Origin of the sequence: Isoptericola sp. b515 (genome assembly GCF_030588125.1) — a bacterium.
Lineage (GTDB): Bacteria > Actinomycetota > Actinomycetes > Actinomycetales > Cellulomonadaceae > Isoptericola > Isoptericola sediminis.
Map to the genome: position 1 here is coordinate 860,689 of NZ_JAUQYR010000001.1, position 16,783 is coordinate 877,471.

Consider the following 16,783-nt stretch of genomic DNA (forward strand, 5'->3'; position numbering starts at 1 on the left):
CCGCGGCTCACAGGACGTGCGCGAGGAACTCCTGCAGCCGGGGCTCGGTCGGTGCGTCGAGCACCTGGGCGGGCGGCCCCTGCTCCACCACCACGCCGTCGTCCATGAACACGACGTGGTCGGCGACCTCGCGGGCGAAACCGATCTCGTGGGTGACCACGACCATCGTCATGCCCGACCGGGCGAGGTCCTGCATGACGGCCAGCACCTCGCCGACCAGCTCCGGGTCGAGCGCGGAGGTGGGCTCGTCGAAGAGCATGAGCTCGGGGTCCATCGCCAGCGCGCGGGCGATGGCGACGCGCTGCTGCTGGCCACCGGAGAGCTGGGCCGGGTAGTGGTCGACCCGGTCGGCGAGCCCGACCCGGTCCAGCAGCTCGACGGCACGCTCCCGGGCCGCGGCCTTCGACAGCCCGCGGACCTGCACGGGTGCCTCGGCGACGTTCTCCAGCGCCGTCAGGTGGCCGAACAGGTGGAACCGCTGGAACACCATCCCGATCCGCGAGCGCTGGGCGGCGATCCGGCGCGGGTGCAACCGGTGCAGGACGCCCCGGGCGTCGTGCCGGTACCCGAGCAGCTCACCGTCGACGTGCACCGACCCGGCCGTGATCTGCTCGAGCTCGTTGAGGCAGCGCAGCAGGGTGGACTTGCCGGAACCGGACGGTCCGAGGACGACGGTCACCGAGCCCGGCGGCACCACCAGGTCGACGCCGCGCAGCACGTGCAGCGCCTGGTCGCCGTGGCCGAAGACCTTGTGCACGTCCCGGGCCTCGACCATGGGGGTCGTCGTGGCGGTCATGGGGTCACCTCCGCGAAGGGGTCGTCGGTGGTCGTGCCGGCACCGCGGATCGCCGCCTGCCGGCTCAGGCGTCGCGGGCCGCGTCCGGAGCCGGGTCCGGACCGGCGACCGCGCCGGCCGCCGGTGGCGCCGCCGTCGAACCCCCGCCCGTAGTACCGCTCGACGGCGGACTGGCCGACCATGAGCACCGAGGTGATGAGCAGGTACCACAGCGCCGCCACGATGAGCAGCGGGATGGGCTGGAACGTGCGGGTCCCGATCGCGGAGGTGGCGTAGGTGATCTCCAGGGTGAACGGCACGGCGACGACCAGCGAGGTCGTCTTGAGCATGGAGATGGTCTCGTTCCCCGTGGGCGGCACGATGACGCGCATGGCCTGCGGCAGCACGATGCGGCGCAGGATGCGCGGCTCGGTCATCCCCAGGGCGCGGGCGGCCTGCGCCTGGCCGGGGTCGACGGAGCCGAGCCCGGCGCGGACGATCTCGGCGAGGTAGGCGGCCTCGTTGAGGGCGAGCCCGACGAGCGCCGCCCAGAACGCCGTGATGACGTCGCGGGTGTCGAACACGAAGAACTCCGGCCCGAACGGGATGCCGAGGCTGAGCCGCGGGTACAGCACCGAGATCAGTCCCCAGAACACGAGCTGGGTGTAGATCGGGGTGCCGCGGAAGAACCAGATGTAGGCCCAGGAGGCCGACCGCATCACCGGGTTGTCGCTGCGCCGCATGATCGCCAGGAGCACGGCGAGCACGACGGCGATGGCCATGGACCCGAAGGTGAGCACGAGCGTCCAGCCGACGCCGCGCACCACGTTGACGTCGCGCAGGTACAGCCAGACCGTGTCCCAGCGGAAGTTCGGGTTGGTGACCAGCGCGTGCACCACCATCGCGGCGAGCACGAGCATCACGGCGGCGGACAGCCAGCGCCCCGGGCGCGGGACCGGGCGGGCGTTCAGGGGCTCGGGCAGGGCCGTCGACGTGGCGGCCGCGCGTGTGGGGGTATCGGCGGCGGTCATGTCAGACGGAGGGGTCGAGCTCGGCGGTGGAGAGCGCGCCCTCGGCGTTGCCCCAGCCGTCGAGGATCTCGGTCAGGGTGCCGTCGTCCATGAGCTGCTGCAGGGCGCCCTGGACGGCCTCGGCGAGCGCGTCGTCGTCCTGGGCGACGACGACGCCGTACGGCGCGGCGTCCGTGATGTCGCCGAGGGTCTCGACCGCGCCCCCGGTCTGCTCGACCGCGTACGCCGTCACCGGGGAGTCGGCGTACATGGCCTGCACCTTGCCGCCGACGAGGTTGGTGGTGACGTCGGCCTGGGAGTCGTAGGGCAGCACCTCGACGGGGTCGGCGCCGTCAGCCTCGCAGTCCGCGGACGCCTCGTCGAGAGCACCCTGCTGGACGGTGCCGGTCTGCACGCCCACGGTGGTGCCGCACAGGTCGCCGGCGTCGACGCCGTCCGGGTTGCCGGCGGCGACCGCGAGCTGGGAGCCGGCGTCGAAGTAGCTGACCATGTGGGCGACCTGCAGCCGCTCGGCGTCGATGGTGAACCCGGAGATGCCGACGTCGTACTTGGTGCCGACGGCCGGGATGATCGCGTCGAAGGTGGACGGCTCGACCTCGGCCTCGAGTCCCAGGGTGGCGGCGACCGCGTGGGCGATGTCGACGTCGAACCCGACCGGGGTGACGCCGTCGGGGGCGAGGAACTCGGCCGGGGCGTAGGACAGCTCGGCGCCCACGGTGAGCACGCCGTCCTCGGCGACGTCCTCGGGGACGAGCGCGACGAGCTCCGGGTCGGCCTCGAGCGTCGAGGCGTCGAACGCCGGGGCCGTCGGTGCGTCCGAGGTGTCCGCGGAGGCGCCGCCACCGGCGGGGGCGGCGAGGTCCTCGGACGCGGTGGTGCAGCCGGCGAGCAGCGCGACGGCGGCGACGGCGGACAGGGGCAGGGCGGTGCGGGCGCGCATGACGGCTCCAGGGATCGCGTGGAGGAGGACGACGCTCCCGCCCGGTCCGAGCCGCGGAGCGCTTATGCAGCAGTATGCATACCTATTCCATAGATCCTCAAACCACGGCACCATGACGTCCGTCACGCCACCGCTCCCCCACCCCCCGGGCGCCGTGCCGGGTCGCGCCCGAGGAGCGAGCCGGCACGGGGCACGACAAAGGTCCGGGTCCTTCCGTAGCGCCGTCGTCAGACGGGAAGCGCAGGGCGCGCAGCGCCCGTGAGCGCGACGGCGCCACGGAAGGACCCGGACCTCGTCAGGAGCGAGAGAGACCTACGTGTCGTGCTCGATGATCCCCATGTCCTCGCGGTGGTCGTCGACACCACCGGGCGGGAAGTCGGTCCGCTCCGGCTTGGAGCGCAGCGCCATGATGGCGAGGGTCAGTCCACCCCAGACCACCAGCAGGGCGACGACCATCATGATGATCGCGGTGGTGCTCATCGCGAGGCCTCCTTCCGCACGGCGGGGTCCTCGACCGGCGGGTACGGCGGCCAGGCCCGGGGCAGGTCCGGCCCGCGCCAGCGGAACGCCCAGAAGACGATCGCACCGACGACCAGCAACGCCACGGTGCCCCACCCTGCATAGAGCAGATACGTCTCATCGTAGTCCCCGTAGGGCTCGTCGATCCGGATCAGGATCGTCTGCACGAGCATGATCGCGAGCATCACCGGGATGATGGCGCCGACGCAGGCGTACCACCACGCGCCGAGCTGCGTCGTCGAGACGGCGTTGAGGTGGTAGCGCAGCTCGGGGGCCCGGCGGTAGACCCACACCACGAAGACGCACATGAGGATCGCCGAGGCGACGATGCCCATGTTGTTGACCCAGTAGTCGACGGTGTCGAGCAGGATCAGGCCCGTCGTGGTGCTGAAGCCGACCACCGAGACCGTACCCAGCACGCCACCGAGCCACAGCACCGCCGCCGTGCGCGACAGGGCGAACTTCTCCTGCAGCGCCGCGGAGACGACCTGCAGGATCGAGACCAGCGACGTGAACCCGGCCATCACCAGCGAGCCGAAGAAGAGCGCGCCGAACAGGGCACCGGCCGGCATCTCGGAGACGATCGCCGGGAACGTGACGAACGCGAGCCCGACGCCCGCGATGCCGAGCTCACCGACGCCGACGCCCTGCTCCAGGGCCAGGAACCCGAGGGCGGAGAAGACGCCGAGCCCGGCCAGCATCTCGAAGCCGGAGTTGGAGAACGCGACCACCAGGCCGGGGCCGGTCATGTTGGACCGACGACGCCGGTACGAGGCGTAGGTGATCATGATGCCGAACGCCACGGACAGCGAGAAGAAGATCTGACCGTAGGCGGCGATCCACACGTCCGGGTCGCCCAGCGCGTCCCACTGCGGGGTGAAGAGCGCGTTCAGCCCTTCCGCGGCCCCGTCGAGGGTCAGCGCGCGGACCACCAGGGCGCCGAAGGCCACCAGCAGCAGCGGGATGAAGACGATGTTCGCCCGCTGGACACCCTTGACGACACCGGCGGCCAGCACCGCGATGACCACGACCCACACCAGCACGAGCGGGATCAGGACGGCGGCCACGAAGTCGAAGGTGAGCCACGGGTCGGCACCGCCGACGTCGGCGAGCTGGAGGTGCTCCCCGAAGAAGAAGGCCTGCGGGTCGTCACCCCAGTCGAGACCGAAGGAGTAGACGAAGAAGCTGGCCGCCCAGGCGACCACCGCCGCGTAGTAGACCGCGATGACGATGCAGATCATCACCTGGAACCAGCCGAGCGACTCGAGCCAGCCCTTGATCCGCCGGAACGCCTGCGGGGCGCCGCCGCGGAACCGGTGACCGATCGCGTAGTCGAGGAACAGGATCGGGATGCCCGCCGTCAGCAGCGCGATGAGGTAGGGCACGAGGAACGCGCCACCACCGTTCTCGTACGCCACGCCGGGGAACCGCCAGATGTTGCCGAGCCCCACGGCGGAGCCGATCGCCGACAGGATGAAACCTACCTGTCCGGTGAACTGCTCCCGCGGGGCGGTCTGGTTGTCAGCACTCACGGGTCACACACCTTCCGCGCTGGTCGCCGCGTCGTCAAACCGGTCTCTCCTGGTGATCATCGGGCACATTCCCTCGACCGGCATGTCGAGCACCGGGACGAAGCCGCCGGTCAGCCGAGCAGTCGGGCGACGTACCCGCCCCGCAGGCGGCCCTCCGGGTCCAGCCGGTCGGCCAGCACCCGGAACTCGTCGAACCGGGGGTAGGCGGCGCGCACCGCCACGGGGTCGGCGGTGAACACCTTGCCCCAGTGCGGCCGCGCACCGAACGGGGCGAGGGTCTCCTCGATCAGGGGCAGCACCCTGGCGACCTCGGGCGCCCGGGGGAGCCAGGTGAAGTGCAGCCCGATCGAGTCCTCGGCGAAGGGGCTCAGCCACAGGTCGTCGGCGGCCACGGTGCGGACCTCACCGGTCATGAGCAGGGGCGCCACCACGCTGCCCAGGCCCCGCATCGCCTCCACGGCCTTCACCGCGTGCTTCCGGGGCAGCAGGTACTCGCTCTGCAGCTCCTCCCCCACGGACGGGGTGTGGTCGAGCCGGAAGTGGCTCAGGCGCTCGTGGGAGGGGCCGGGGACACCGTGCTGCGCGGTGCAGGCACCCGGGTCCACCCCGGGCACCGGGTGCACGTCGTGCTCGGCCCAGTGCAGGTCGGGCAGGGCGTCGGGACGGTGACCCCGCCCCTCAGACACCACCGACTTGAACCAGGCCGTGGGGATCGTCGGCTCGTCCCACCGCGTGAAGAGGCTGACGGAGTACGCCGAACCCGTGACGTCGTCGAACCGGTCGAGCACGGCGTCCCACGAGAGGTCCAGCGCGACGTCCTGCCGCACCTGGAACGCGGGCACGGTGGCCAGCTCGATCCGGGTGACGATGCCGAGCACCCCCAACGACACCACGGTCCCGGCGAACACCTCCGGGTCGGTCTCCCGCGTGATCCGGCGCAGCTCGCCGGCCGTGGTCATGAGCTCGAGCGCGACGACGGCGCCCGCGAGGGACCGGTTGGTGTCGCCCGAGCCGTGGGTGGCGGTCGCGACCGCCCCGGCGACGGAGAGGTGCGGCAGCGACGCGAGCTGGGTCAGCGCCCGTCCGTGGGCGTAGAGCACCTGCGACACCTCCCCGTACCGCATCCCCGCGTTGACCGACACGACACCGGTCCCCGGGTCCAGGTCGACGGCCGGGCGGCCGTCGTCGAGGCGGTCGACCTGGACGTGGGTGCCCGTGGTGTCCGCGAGGTCGTTGAAGGAGTGGCGTGATCCCAGCGCGCGGACCGGGCCGCCGACGACGAGCCGGTCGGCGAGCTCCTCCAGGGAGGTCGGGCGCACGAGATCCCGTGCGGCGTAGTCGATGTTCCCGGCCCAGTTCCGCATGCGGCCCAGCGTGCCACGGCTGGTCAGACCGCGCGCAGGAAGGCCTCGAGGTCGACGGTGACACGCGCCACGGCGGCTCGGTCGGGCGCCTCGGGAGCCCGCTGCCACTGCAGCTCCGGTCCACCCGGCCGGGGCGGTCCGCCCGGCCAGCGCCACCGCGCCGAGCGCCGCCCGTCGATCAGCACGGTGTGGACGAAGGCGTTCCGTCGCCCCGGCTCGGGCGCGCGGGGGTCCGCGAGGACGCGGCGGGTCTCGCCGTAGGAGCTCAGCAGCTCGTCGTAGGCGCACAGCAGGTCGGCGACACGCCCGCCGGACGGCGCCGCGGGGGCGCCGGACACGACGGACTCGTGCACGGCCGGGGTCGTGACCAGGGTCAGCCCGTCGAGATCCTCCGCGCCCGGGACCTCCACGACCTCGCCCAGGTCCCGCAGCACGGCCAGCCCGGCACGCAGCACCGTGCGGGTCAGCCCGGACCACTGCGACAGGTCCTGGACCGTGGCGTAGGCGCGGGCAGGCAGCCAGCGACGCCACAGCTCCAGGACGGCGGACTCGCGGTCGAAACGGTGTCCCAGAGACCCGTAGCCGGCCGGGACACGGTCGTCGAAGGCCACGTAGGTCGACCGGCCGTGCTCCGCCGGACCGCTGATCAGCACCTTCCGCAGCTCGGCGTGCATGAGGATGTGGGACACGGCGACGCCCGGCGCGTCGGCACCGAGGACGCCCCGCTCGACGAGGGCCGTCGCGAGCTCGTCGCGGGTGCGCGGCCCGGTGGCGACCTCGGCCGCGACGGCGGCGACACCGGGACCGGGGTCGTCGAGCCCCCAGGACCTCTCGGTGGACGCCATCGTCCGGGCGACGCGGGGGGCGGTGAGCTCGAGCAGCCAGCGGACGTCGACGGGCAGCACGAGGTGCCACGTGGGTCGCAGGACGTGGGTGCGCAGGATCTGCCCGCCGTCGAGCGCGGCGAGCGCGGTGGCCTCGTTCCCCCGGGCGGACGTGGCGAGGCGGCGCGTGAGCCCCCAGAGCGTGGGCCGCACCTCCTGCCCCTGCACGGCCAGCAGGTGTCCGACGGCGGCCGGCAGGTCGGGCAGGTCGGGTCCGCGCAGCCGCTGGGACCGCAGCCGGGCCGCCCGGACGGTGGCGGCGTCGACGCTCATGGGAACACCCTGCCCCTCCCCACGGCCGGACACGCCCGCCGGGGTCGTGTCCGGTCAGGCGCTCGTGGCCCGCTCCTCGGCGATCACCGGGATCCGCCCGTCCATGCCGACCATCTCCAGCACCTCGGTGACGGCCTCGGACGGCGACCGCAGCTGGACCGGGGCGCCGACCTCCTCGCCGAACATGTAGACCTGCAGGATGAAGGCGACTCCCGAGGAGTCGATGAACGTCACGTCACGGGTGTCGAGGACGATCGGCTCCGCTCCCGGCCGGGCGGCGACCGACGCCATCGCATCGCTCGCCGACTCGCGCAGGGCCGCGTCCACCTCGCCCCACAACATCAGCAGCGTGCCGCCCTCGTCGTGCTGGCAGGAGATGCCGGACCCTGCGTCCGGGTCCATGTCCGTCGCGCTGTCGTAGTCCATCGGGCTCGTGCTCCTGTCATGCCAACGGCGGGCTTCGCGGTCGGATGCCCCCTTCGGTCCTGACCACGATCGAGTGTTCACCCCTCCGACCGGTTCGTCCAGCGGGACACGGCACGAAGGAGCCGGGGATTGCTCAGAGAGACGCCTCGGGGTCGGTGACGTCCGCCACCTGGGCGTTCAGCGCTCTGAGCAAGGCGTCGGCGTCGAGCGTCACCCCGACACCGTGGCCACCGGCCCCGACGGATACGGTACCCGCTGCAGGGATCCTCGCATCGGCAACCACGGGCCACGCGTGCCGCGCACCGAACGGCGTGATGGTGCCGCGTTCGAACCCCGTGACCTCCCGCGCGACCTCGGCGTCCGGCATGGAGAGACGGTTGACGCCGAGCAGCGCCCGCAGCCGGGGCCAGGCGATCGTCCGGGTCCCCGGGACCAGCACGAAGAGGTAGTCGTCGACCCCGCGGCGCACCACCATCGTCTTGAGCAGATGGTCCGGCGACACGCCCCGGGCGGCCGCCGCCTCGGCGAGGGAGCCCACGCGCCCGTGCCGCCGGACGACGTACTCGAGGCCGGACGCCTCCAGCGCCGCACGGACCCGGCGCTCCGGTTCGGGCTCGACGTCGTTCACGGGGACTCGCCCAGTGCGCGGTCGGCGATCTCGACGGCGTCGGGCTCGGGATCGTGCTCGGTCCGCACCGTGCGCCAGTACTCCGCTCCGTCCCGGGTGCGGCTCACCAGCCCCTGGTCGACCATCGCCCGGCGCAGGGCGACCGGGTCGCGGGCCAGCTCACCGAGCCGGTCGGTCAGCTCGCGCTCGGAGACCGGCTCGAGCAGGCGTGGCATCGCGACGGTCGCGAGGTAGCCCGTCACGGCGACCTTGTCGCGCCACCGGCGGGGATTGCGCTCCAGGCGACCGTTCACGAGGAACCGCCGCGGGTCGTCGCTCGAGGACGTCCGGTTCACGGGGTCGTGTCGGACCCGTCCGCCGAGGTCCCGTCGTCCGTGCCGTCGTCCGCCGAGGTGGCGTCGAGCTCGTCACCGGTCCCGTCGGTGCGGGAACCCGCGACCTCCTCCTCGCGCTGGGCGTACTCGCTGTCGTCGCCGGTCGGCTCGGGGGCGCTCTGCTCCGACGTCGAGGAGTTGGTGGTCGAGGACGTCGATCCGCTGCTCGAGTCGGTGCCCGAGCTGTCCGTCCCGGAGGTCGGCGTCGGGCTCGAGGACGGGGTCGGGCTGGTCGACGGCGACGGGCTCGAGGTCGGCGTCGGGCTCGACGACGGGGTCGGGCTCGGGCTGGTCGACGGCTTGGGGCTCGAGGACGGCTTCGGGCTCGGGCTGGCCGACGGCTTCGGGCTGCTCGACGGCTTCGGGCTGGCCGACGGCTTCGGGCTGCTCGACGGCTTCGGGCTCGACGACGGCTCGGACGTCGAGCCGCTCTTCGCGTCGGACTTCTTCGTGGTGCTCTTGGAACCGCCGCCCGAGGTGTCCTTGGTGCTCGATCCCGAGCCCTTCGTCCCGGTGCTGTGGGTACCGGACCCCGAGGCCGTGGACCCTGAGCCCTTCGACGACCAGCCGGCACCCCCGGCGGTGGCCACGTCGTGGCTCGACGCCGCGCGGTCGGGAACCGGACCGGCAGCGAAGAACTCGAAGTGCCAGGGCTCGGGCTTGCTGCCGTTCGGGCGCGCCCAGGTCGGGTTGTCCCAGCCGTAGTCGGGGGCGTGCACGCGCATCCAGACGTACTCCGCGGAGTAGCCGGTCGAGATCGGCGAGCTGAGGTCGAGCGCGAGGCCCCACCCGTGGTTCGACGTACCCGGCACCGCGGCCAGGTGCGGCTTGGCGGCCCGGACCGCGACCTGCGACTCGTACGACCGGTAGGAGTCGGTGATCGGGATGTCGACGCCGAACCGGGCCCGGTACTCCGCGTTGAGGGCGGCGAACTGGGCGGCGGCGTCGCACCGCAGGAGGTGACCGGGAGCGGAGGCGATCCCGCAGAGCACGGAGGCCGGGATGCGTCCGTTGCTGAAGCCCGCGGTCGACCCGGCGTGCTGGTCGACGACCGCCTGGAGCGTCGCGGACAGCGACCCGGCACCGGTGAGCGGCATACCGTTCGCCGTCACCGCCACCCCGTCGTCGGAGACGAAGGTGCCGTCGGGCAGCTCGGTCACCGCGGGACGGATGTCGACGACGAAGGACGCGGAGGCCGGGTCCAGCAACGCGGCCAGGTGCGTCGCCGCCACGACGATGTCGTCGAAGGTCACCGCGCCGTGGTCGTGCGCGTCCTCGTCGTGCGTCTCGATCTGGCCGGCGGCCCCGAGCGCGAGGCCCTGGGCAGCCGCGCCGACCGAGCCCTGCACGCCGGCCGTGAGAGCGTCGCCCTGCCACACGTGGCGGACCTGGAACGTGGACTCACCCTCCACGAGGCTCTCCCAGGTGGGCAGCTGCAGACCGAGTCCCGGGAAGGCGCCGACGTCCTGGGGCAGCGGTTCGACGTCGTCCACCTCGGCGGTCGGGGCCGCGCCGGGGGCGGGAGCCGCGTCCTGCGGGGCGGCGGCCTCCTCGACCACGCCGTCCTGCTCCGGCGCGCTCTTCTGCTGCTGCTGCTCCGGAGCGTCCTTCTCGTCCTGCGGGGCCTCCGACGGGGCCGGGGAGAAGGACGGCGACGGGGCCGGCTCCGGGGACGCCTCGGCAGGCGGACGGAGGGACCCCCCGGTCAGCTCCTCGGGGGCGACGAGGTCGTCGGGCGAGGACACGGGCGGACCGGCCGGCGGGATGTCCGCGGGCGCCGGCTCGACGACCTCCGGCAGCTCCGCGTCGTCCAGACCCGGGACGGCCTCCGCCTGCTGCTGCGCGACATAGGTCGTCAGGAGCGCGCCCAGCTCGGCGGCAGCCTGCTGGACCTCCGGTCCGAGCTCGCGTCCGTCCTCCAGCGCGGTCAGCTCGGCCTGCTCGATGACACCCAGGACCTCGTCGATCGACGCCGGGCCCGACCGCGAGGCGGCGCCCACCACGCCGAGCTCGAGCGGCTCGCTCTGGACGGGTGCGGAGAACGTCGGGTGCTGGCGGAACTCGTTCCAGGGCGTGCTCGCGACCGACCCGGCCATGAAGCCCGCGGCCAGCACGACCGCCCCGGCCCCTGCCCCGACGACCCGCCCGAGGCGACGTCCGCGACGGCGACCGCCCGCGGCGAGATGAGCATCGTCGGACGTCAGAGGGCGCGCCACGTCCTCGCTGCCGATCTCCGTCGAATCGAGCTCGTCCGCCACGTCGTACCCTTCTCGACCCCGTTTGTCCTGGCTGGACGCATCTTCGCACAACACCTCGAGGATACGTGGCCCCTGTCACATTCCACCACCTACTGTGTGCCACGCATTCGCTGCCCGCCACCCCTCCGGCACCGACGAGCGGGCGAAGTTTTCCCGGCCCGGGACGGGGCACACTGGCGTCATGAGGACGTCGGACGCGGACACCCCGCGACGCATCGACCTGAACAGCGACCTGGGCGAGGGCGTGAGCACCTCGGAGCACGCCGGGGACGCCCGCATGCTCGAGATCGTCTCGAGCGCCAACATCGCCTGCGCGTTCCACGCGGGCGACCCGGCGACCATCCACCGCACGGTCCACGCGGCGGTCCGTCGGGGCGTGACCGTCGGGGCGCACGTCGCCTACAACGACCGCGAGGGGTTCGGGCGCCGGGACCTGGAGGTGCCCAGCGACGAGCTCCGGGCCGACCTCGTCTACCAGCTGGGGGCGATCCGCGAGATCGCCCGCAGCGCGGGCACCACGGTCCGCTACGTCAAGCCGCACGGGGCCCTCTACAACACGGCGGCCGTCGACGCGCGGGTCGCCGAGGACGTCGCCGCCGCGGTCGTCACCGTCGACCCCGAGCTCGTCCTGCTGGGCCTGCCCGGCAGCGTCGCCCTCGACGCGGCCCGTGCGGCGGGTCTCGTGACGGCCGCCGAGGCGTTCGCCGACCGCGCCTACACCGCCACCGGCCGGCTCGTGCCGCGCAGCGTGGAGGGAGCCGTCCTGCACGACCCGGAGGAGGTCGCCGCCCGGATGCTGCGCCTGGTCCACGAAGGTGTCGTCCGGTCGATCGAGGGCACGGACGTGACGATCGTCGCCGACTCCATCTGCGTGCACGGCGACACCCCGGGCGCCGCGAGGATGGCGGCCCGGCTGCGGGAGGTGCTCACCGGGGCCGGGGTGAGCCTGCGTCCGTTCGTGACGTCATGACGCCGCAGATCCGGCCGGTGGGCGACGACGCCGTCCTGGTCACGTTCGACGCCCCGGGATCGGCCGTCGCCCTGCACCGGTCGCTGCGACGCCGGCCGCTGCCCGGCGTCGGGCACACCGTGCCGGGCGCGCGGACGCTGCTGATCCCCTTCGCGCCGGGCCGCACCGACGCCGCGACGCTCGCCCGGGCGCTGCGGACGCTCACCGCGGACCCGCCGCCCGACCCGGAGGAGGCGCACCGGCACGAGCTCGCCGTGGTGTACGACGGCGAGGACCTGGCGACCGCGGCGGAGCTGCTCGGATGGTCCGTCGAGCAGCTCGTCCGCCGGCACACGACCGCCACGTGGCGGGTCGCGTTCATGGGGTTCGCCCCCGGCTTCGGCTACCTGGCGGGCGACGACCCCGCCCTGTCCCTGCCGCGCCGGGACACGCCCCGCACGCGGGTCCCGCCCGGTGCGGTGGCCATGGCCGGCGACTACAGCGGGGTCTACCCGCGCGAGAGCCCCGGAGGATGGCAGCTGCTCGGGCGGACCGACGCCGTCGTCTGGGACACCGCACGCCGGGCACCCGCCCTGTGGCGGCCCGGGGACACCGTGCGCTTCGCCCCGGCACGGGAGGTGGCCACCGTCCGCGTCCCGCGGCCGTCGACCCCGCCGGGCGCTCCCGCCGACCCGGTGCTGGAGGTGCTGGCTCCCGGGCTGCAGACGCTCGTGCAGGACCTCGGCCGCCCGGGGAGCGTGGACCTCGGGGTCTCCGGCTCCGGTGCGGCCGACCCCCGCAGCTTCCGGGCGGCGCAGCGGGCCGTCGGCAACCGGACGGACGCCGCCGCGCTGGAGACGCTCGGCGGCCTGAGGCTGCGCGCCCTGCGCCCCGCCGTCGTCGCCACGGCGGGCGCGGCCGCCGACCTCGAGGTGACCGGCGGGACCGGGCCCTCCCGGGCTCCGCTCCCCGGCCGGCCGTTCGTCCTGGGCCCCGGCGAGGAGCTCTCCGTCGGCGCGCCGCGCCGGGGGCTGCGCACCTACGTGGCCGTCCGCGGCGGCCTCGACGTCGCCCCGGTCCTGGGGTCGCGTGCCACCGACCTGCTCGCCGGCCTGGGACCGGACCCGCTCGCCGCCGGGGACGTCCTCGGTACCGCCGGGGACGCCGTCGAGGCCGTGGCGACCGCGGACACCGGCGCCCCGGACCCCAAGAGGCTGCCCGCCCCCGGCGACGTCGTGACGCTGCCCGTGGTCCTCGGCCCCCGGGACGACTGGTTCACCCCCGACGCGCTCGACCTGCTCGCCTCCCAGGAGTGGGAGGTGACGGCCCGGTCGGACCGCGTCGGCCTGCGTCTGACCGCGGAGCAGCCGCTCACCCGGACCGCGACGGCACAGGGTGCCGAGCTGCCCAGCGAGGGTGCGGTGACCGGTGCGCTGCAGGTACCGCCCGACGGCCTGCCCGTGCTGCTCGGACCCGACCACCCGTTGACCGGCGGATACCCGGTCGTGGCCACCGTCGCGGCCTCGCACCGGTGGCTGCTCGGCCAGATCCCGCCCGGTGCGCGGATCCGGTGCCGGCCGGTCCGGACCTGACCGCCGACCGGGCATCCGTCGACGACGCCGCGTCACCGCCCACTGTGCGCAACATCTCCACGAGTCGCCCCGACGTCCCCCCGGCACCCAGGGCGCTGACCAGGCAGAATCGGGCCATGACGTCAACGCTGACCATGCCGCCGGCCCGCGCGAAGCAGCGCGGGGCCACCCGGATCGCCGCCGCCAGCCTGCTCGCCCTGGCGATGATGCTCGGCGCGTGTTCCGCCCCGGCGGACGTCCAGCAGTTCATCGACGACGCGCAGAGCCAGGCCGAGGCCATCGAGGGCGACCTGCGCGAGCTCGAGGAGCAGGTTCCCGACGTCCCCGACGAGGTGCAGACGTCCATCACCGACGCCGTGGCGTCGGCTCAGGCCGCCACGGACGAGGCCCGCACCGCCCTCGACCAGGCCGCGGAGTCCGAGGACGGGGCGGTCGTGGCGCTGCAGGACGCGCAGGTCGCGCTCGAGGCGGCCTCGGCGGAGGTCGCGAACGCGACGGAGGAGGCCCGCTCCGCCGGGTCCGAGCAGGTCGCCGACCTGCTCGCCCAGCTCCAGACCCAGCTCGACGAGCTGCGCGGCGAGACCGAGGACGCCGCCGGCTGACCCGACCCGGTCCGGCAGGGCCCTCAGTCGAGCCAGGCGGTCGCGGCACCGACCAGCAGGGCGACCCCGAGGTCGAGCGTCGGGTCGAGGACCGGCGCGAACTCCGGCGAGTGGTTCGGTGCGACGCCCGCGGGCAGGCTGCCCATCCCGGCGAGCGACGCCGGGTCGACACCGGCGAAGAGCGCCGGATCCGCCCCGCCCACGTGCCAGTAGACGAGCGGGGCCCCGGCGGCCGCCGCCAGCTCCCCGACGTCCTCCGAGCCCGCGATGGGCGGCATGGCGACCACGGCGGGAGCCCCGCCGGCCCGGCGGATCGCGTCGTCGTGCGCCGTCAGGACGCCCCCCAGCGCCGCGCCGGTGCGGTGCGAGGCCTCGGGGTCGTTGACCAGCACCCCGAACCCGGCGATCTGCTCGTACTCGGGCGGTCGCGGCGCCCCCGAGGCGACGGCCTCGGCGTCGACGATCCGGTGCACGGCCGCGAGCACCCGCTCGCGCACGCCCTCGTCGAAGGTGCGGACGTTGACCAGCAGCTCGGCCCGGTCGGGGATGATGTTGGCCTGCGTCCCGGCCCGGATCGACCCCACGGTCACGACGGCCTTCTCCGCGATGCCGACCTCGCGGGACACGACGCCCTGCAGCCGCTGGACGACCGCGGCCGCCAGGAGCACTGGGTCGACCGTCGACTCGGGGCTGGAGCCGTGACCGCCGCGTCCGTGCAGGGTCACGCGCAGGGAGTCGGCCGCGGCCATCGCGGGTCCCGGCGTGAGGTTGACCGTCCCGACCGGGAACGGCATCACGTGCTGCCCGAGCACCACGTCGGGGGTCCCCACCCGCTCGTACAGCCCGTCCTCGACCATGGCCCGCGCCCCGGCGCCGACCTCCTCGGCGGGCTGGAACAGCACCTGCAGCGTCCCCGACCACTCCCCGCGACGTGCGGCCAGGGCGGCGGCGGCACCCAGCAGACAGGTGACGTGCACGTCATGACCGCAGGCGTGCATGGTGCCGGTCTCCTGCGAGGCGTACGGCAGGCCGGTGCGCTCCGTCACCGGCAGCCCGTCCATGTCGGCGCGCAGCAGCACCGTCGGCCCGTCGCCGTTGGCCAGCACGCCCACCACGCCGGTGCCGCCGATCCCCCGGTGCACGGCGTACCCCCGGTCGCCCAGGCGGTCGGCCACGATCCCGGCGGTGCGGTGCTCGGCGAACGCCAGCTCGGGATGGGCGTGCAGGTCGGTGCAGATCGCCGTCAGGTCGGCGCCGGTGAGGGTGCTCATGGCGGCATGATGCCGCGCCACGGGTGCCGCCGCCGCTCCCGGGTGCCACCATGGCGAGATGCCCGAGGATCGCGACATCACCCTGCGCATCGGTCACGAGGAGCTCGTCGTCCGGCAGCGCTACGAGACCGCCAGCATCGCCAACGACGTCCTGATCGGCCTGTGGTTCGTCGTCGGCTCGGCCCTGTTCTTCTCCGAGTCCACGGCCACCGCCGGCACCTGGCTGTTCCTGCTGGGCAGCATCCAGATGCTCCTGCGCCCGGGGATCCGCCTCCGGCGACGCCTGCACCTGCAGCGACTGGGCTCCCCGCACGCGGAGACCGCGCGCGACTTCTGAGCGTGTCGCCGCCCGCTGCTCAGTCGGGGTCGACGGGATCCAGCGGCTGCTCGTGGTCGTGGTTGACCGTGCCGCGACGCCAGTAGCCGGCGATCGACATGCGATCCGCGCCCAGGCCGAGCTCCCGGCGCAGGTGACGGCGCACGGGCACCAGGTCCCCGGCCTCACCCAGCCCGACGACGTACTCCCCGTCGTCCAGGGGACCCAGGGCACGGACCGCCTCGGCGAGCTGGCCCGGGCCGTCGGTGCGGTAGAGGATCTCGACGTCGGCACCGCCGAGCTCCGACTCCACGAACTCCTCGTCGACGTCGTCGCCGATCTCGACGATCGCGGTCACCCGCACGTCCGGTCCGACGGCCGCGACCCAGCGGGCGGCGGCGGGCAGGCCGGTCTCGTCGACGGCCAGCGTGAGTCGGTCGACGCCGTCCGGCACCCCGTGGCTGACGTGCGGTCCGGCGAGCACCAGCTCGTCGCCGGCCTCGGCCCGGGCGGCCCAGGCCGACGCCTGACCCGCGTTGCCGTGCAGCACCCAGTCCAGGTCGACCTCGGCCGCGCCGTCCCGCGTCCGCGCGTCGCGGACGGTGAGGTCCCGGGACACCGAGACGCCCGCGGTGGGCCGCTGCAGGCCGCCGTCGGGGGCGAGCGTGGGGGCGTGCAGCTCGCCGGTGGCCGGGTCCGGCAGGAAGACCTTGACGTGGTCGTCCGGGCCGGGGGCGCGCAGAGCGGCGAGGGACGACGGCGCGGCCGGGTCGGCGCCGTCCACGTCGCGCAGGGTCGTGCGCACCATGGACCCGGTCAGCTCGTGCACGGCGTGCACGCGGACCCGTCGCGGGACGAGGTCGAACGAGGTGCGGGGTCGGGACGACATCTTCCGATTCCATCACGCCCGACGCCCAGCCCGACCCGTACGGCGCACCGCCGCCCGCTCTTTCGCAGCAGCCCTTCCACCCGCCCACGGGCCCCGGATGACCTCGTCGTCCGACGTGCTGACCGGTGTCTGCGGGATCAGCCGGCGCCCGGTCCGCCGG

At 74.0% G+C, this 16,783-nt stretch carries 17 protein-coding genes; 4 read left to right on the top strand and 13 right to left on the bottom strand.

What is annotated here, in order from left to right; translation table 11 throughout:
- Window positions 1–7 precede the first annotated feature (7 nt).
- The 11 genes from Q6350_RS03870 to Q6350_RS03920 all read right to left on the bottom strand — a co-directional run bounded on the left by Q6350_RS03870 (window position 8) and on the right by Q6350_RS03920 (window position 11,004).
- Window positions 8–796 carry an amino acid ABC transporter ATP-binding protein gene (locus Q6350_RS03870; protein ID WP_304602911.1) on the bottom strand — a complete coding sequence of 263 codons (789 nt, stop codon included), beginning with the start codon at window positions 794–796 and terminating at the stop codon, window positions 8–10.
- Window positions 793–1,806 (bottom strand): amino acid ABC transporter permease, encoded by a 1,014-nt coding sequence (locus Q6350_RS03875; RefSeq protein ID WP_305065339.1) that lies wholly within the window; start codon window positions 1,804–1,806, stop codon window positions 793–795. The genes Q6350_RS03870 and Q6350_RS03875 overlap by 4 nt, the downstream gene beginning before the upstream one ends.
- 1 nt (window position 1,807) lies before the next feature.
- Window positions 1,808–2,746 carry an ABC transporter substrate-binding protein gene (locus tag Q6350_RS03880; protein WP_305065341.1) on the bottom strand — a complete coding sequence of 313 codons (939 nt, stop codon included), beginning with the start codon at window positions 2,744–2,746 and terminating at the stop codon, window positions 1,808–1,810.
- Between the two features lie 312 nt (window positions 2,747–3,058).
- Window positions 3,059–3,226, bottom strand: a complete 168-nt coding sequence (locus tag Q6350_RS03885) for a methionine/alanine import family NSS transporter small subunit (RefSeq protein ID WP_171246766.1) — start codon at window positions 3,224–3,226, stop codon at window positions 3,059–3,061.
- Window positions 3,223–4,797, bottom strand: a complete 1,575-nt coding sequence (locus tag Q6350_RS03890) for a sodium-dependent transporter (protein WP_304602914.1) — start codon at window positions 4,795–4,797, stop codon at window positions 3,223–3,225. Before Q6350_RS03890 ends, Q6350_RS03885 begins: the two co-directional genes overlap by 4 nt.
- A 110-nt stretch (window positions 4,798–4,907) precedes the next feature.
- Window positions 4,908–6,161: a D-arabinono-1,4-lactone oxidase gene (locus Q6350_RS03895; RefSeq protein WP_305065345.1), complete on the bottom strand. Its 1,254-nt coding sequence runs from the start codon at window positions 6,159–6,161 to the stop codon at window positions 4,908–4,910.
- Between the two features lie 23 nt (window positions 6,162–6,184).
- A complete protein-coding gene (locus Q6350_RS03900) occupies window positions 6,185–7,318 on the bottom strand; it encodes a DNA glycosylase AlkZ-like family protein (RefSeq protein WP_305065347.1) in 1,134 nt (377 codons plus the stop codon).
- Between the two features lie 54 nt (window positions 7,319–7,372).
- Complete coding sequence (locus tag Q6350_RS03905) at window positions 7,373–7,744, bottom strand: STAS domain-containing protein (RefSeq protein WP_171246762.1); 372 nt, start codon at window positions 7,742–7,744, stop codon at window positions 7,373–7,375.
- 133 nt (window positions 7,745–7,877) lie between these two features.
- Window positions 7,878–8,372: an aminoacyl-tRNA deacylase gene (locus Q6350_RS03910; RefSeq protein WP_305065350.1), complete on the bottom strand. Its 495-nt coding sequence runs from the start codon at window positions 8,370–8,372 to the stop codon at window positions 7,878–7,880.
- Complete coding sequence (locus tag Q6350_RS03915; protein ID WP_304602918.1) at window positions 8,369–8,707, bottom strand: DUF2087 domain-containing protein; 339 nt, start codon at window positions 8,705–8,707, stop codon at window positions 8,369–8,371. Before Q6350_RS03915 ends, Q6350_RS03910 begins: the two co-directional genes overlap by 4 nt.
- The gene (locus Q6350_RS03920) at window positions 8,704–11,004 is read right to left on the bottom strand and encodes a M15 family metallopeptidase (RefSeq protein ID WP_305065353.1); all 2,301 of its coding nucleotides are present in this window, start codon (window positions 11,002–11,004) and stop codon (window positions 8,704–8,706) included. The genes Q6350_RS03915 and Q6350_RS03920 overlap by 4 nt, the downstream gene beginning before the upstream one ends.
- Before the next feature lie 181 nt (window positions 11,005–11,185).
- On the opposite strand from Q6350_RS03920, the gene Q6350_RS03925 reads away from it, so the two are divergent.
- The 3 genes from Q6350_RS03925 to Q6350_RS03935 all read left to right on the top strand — a co-directional run bounded on the left by Q6350_RS03925 (window position 11,186) and on the right by Q6350_RS03935 (window position 14,147).
- Window positions 11,186–11,974: a LamB/YcsF family protein gene (locus tag Q6350_RS03925; protein ID WP_171246758.1), complete on the top strand. Its 789-nt coding sequence runs from the start codon at window positions 11,186–11,188 to the stop codon at window positions 11,972–11,974.
- Window positions 11,971–13,545, top strand: a complete 1,575-nt coding sequence (locus Q6350_RS03930; protein WP_305065355.1) for an urea amidolyase family protein — start codon at window positions 11,971–11,973, stop codon at window positions 13,543–13,545. The genes Q6350_RS03925 and Q6350_RS03930 overlap by 4 nt, the downstream gene beginning before the upstream one ends.
- Before the next feature lie 116 nt (window positions 13,546–13,661).
- On the top strand, window positions 13,662–14,147 hold the full coding sequence (locus Q6350_RS03935) for a hypothetical protein (protein ID WP_304602921.1): 486 nt from the start codon (window positions 13,662–13,664) through the stop codon (window positions 14,145–14,147).
- A gap of 23 nt (window positions 14,148–14,170) precedes the next feature.
- On the opposite strand, the gene Q6350_RS03940 is transcribed toward Q6350_RS03935, so the two are convergent.
- The gene (locus Q6350_RS03940; protein WP_305065358.1) at window positions 14,171–15,418 is read right to left on the bottom strand and encodes an amidohydrolase; all 1,248 of its coding nucleotides are present in this window, start codon (window positions 15,416–15,418) and stop codon (window positions 14,171–14,173) included.
- A 58-nt stretch (window positions 15,419–15,476) separates the two neighbouring features.
- On the opposite strand from Q6350_RS03940, the gene Q6350_RS03945 reads away from it, so the two are divergent.
- Window positions 15,477–15,755, top strand: coding sequence for a YrhK family protein (locus Q6350_RS03945; RefSeq protein WP_171246754.1), 279 nt, complete (start codon window positions 15,477–15,479; stop codon window positions 15,753–15,755).
- A 19-nt stretch (window positions 15,756–15,774) separates the two neighbouring features.
- Here the strand turns inward: Q6350_RS03945 and Q6350_RS03950 are convergent, their stop codons facing one another.
- Window positions 15,775–16,623, bottom strand: coding sequence for a siderophore-interacting protein (locus Q6350_RS03950; RefSeq protein WP_305065361.1), 849 nt, complete (start codon window positions 16,621–16,623; stop codon window positions 15,775–15,777).
- Window positions 16,624–16,783 lie beyond the last annotated feature (160 nt).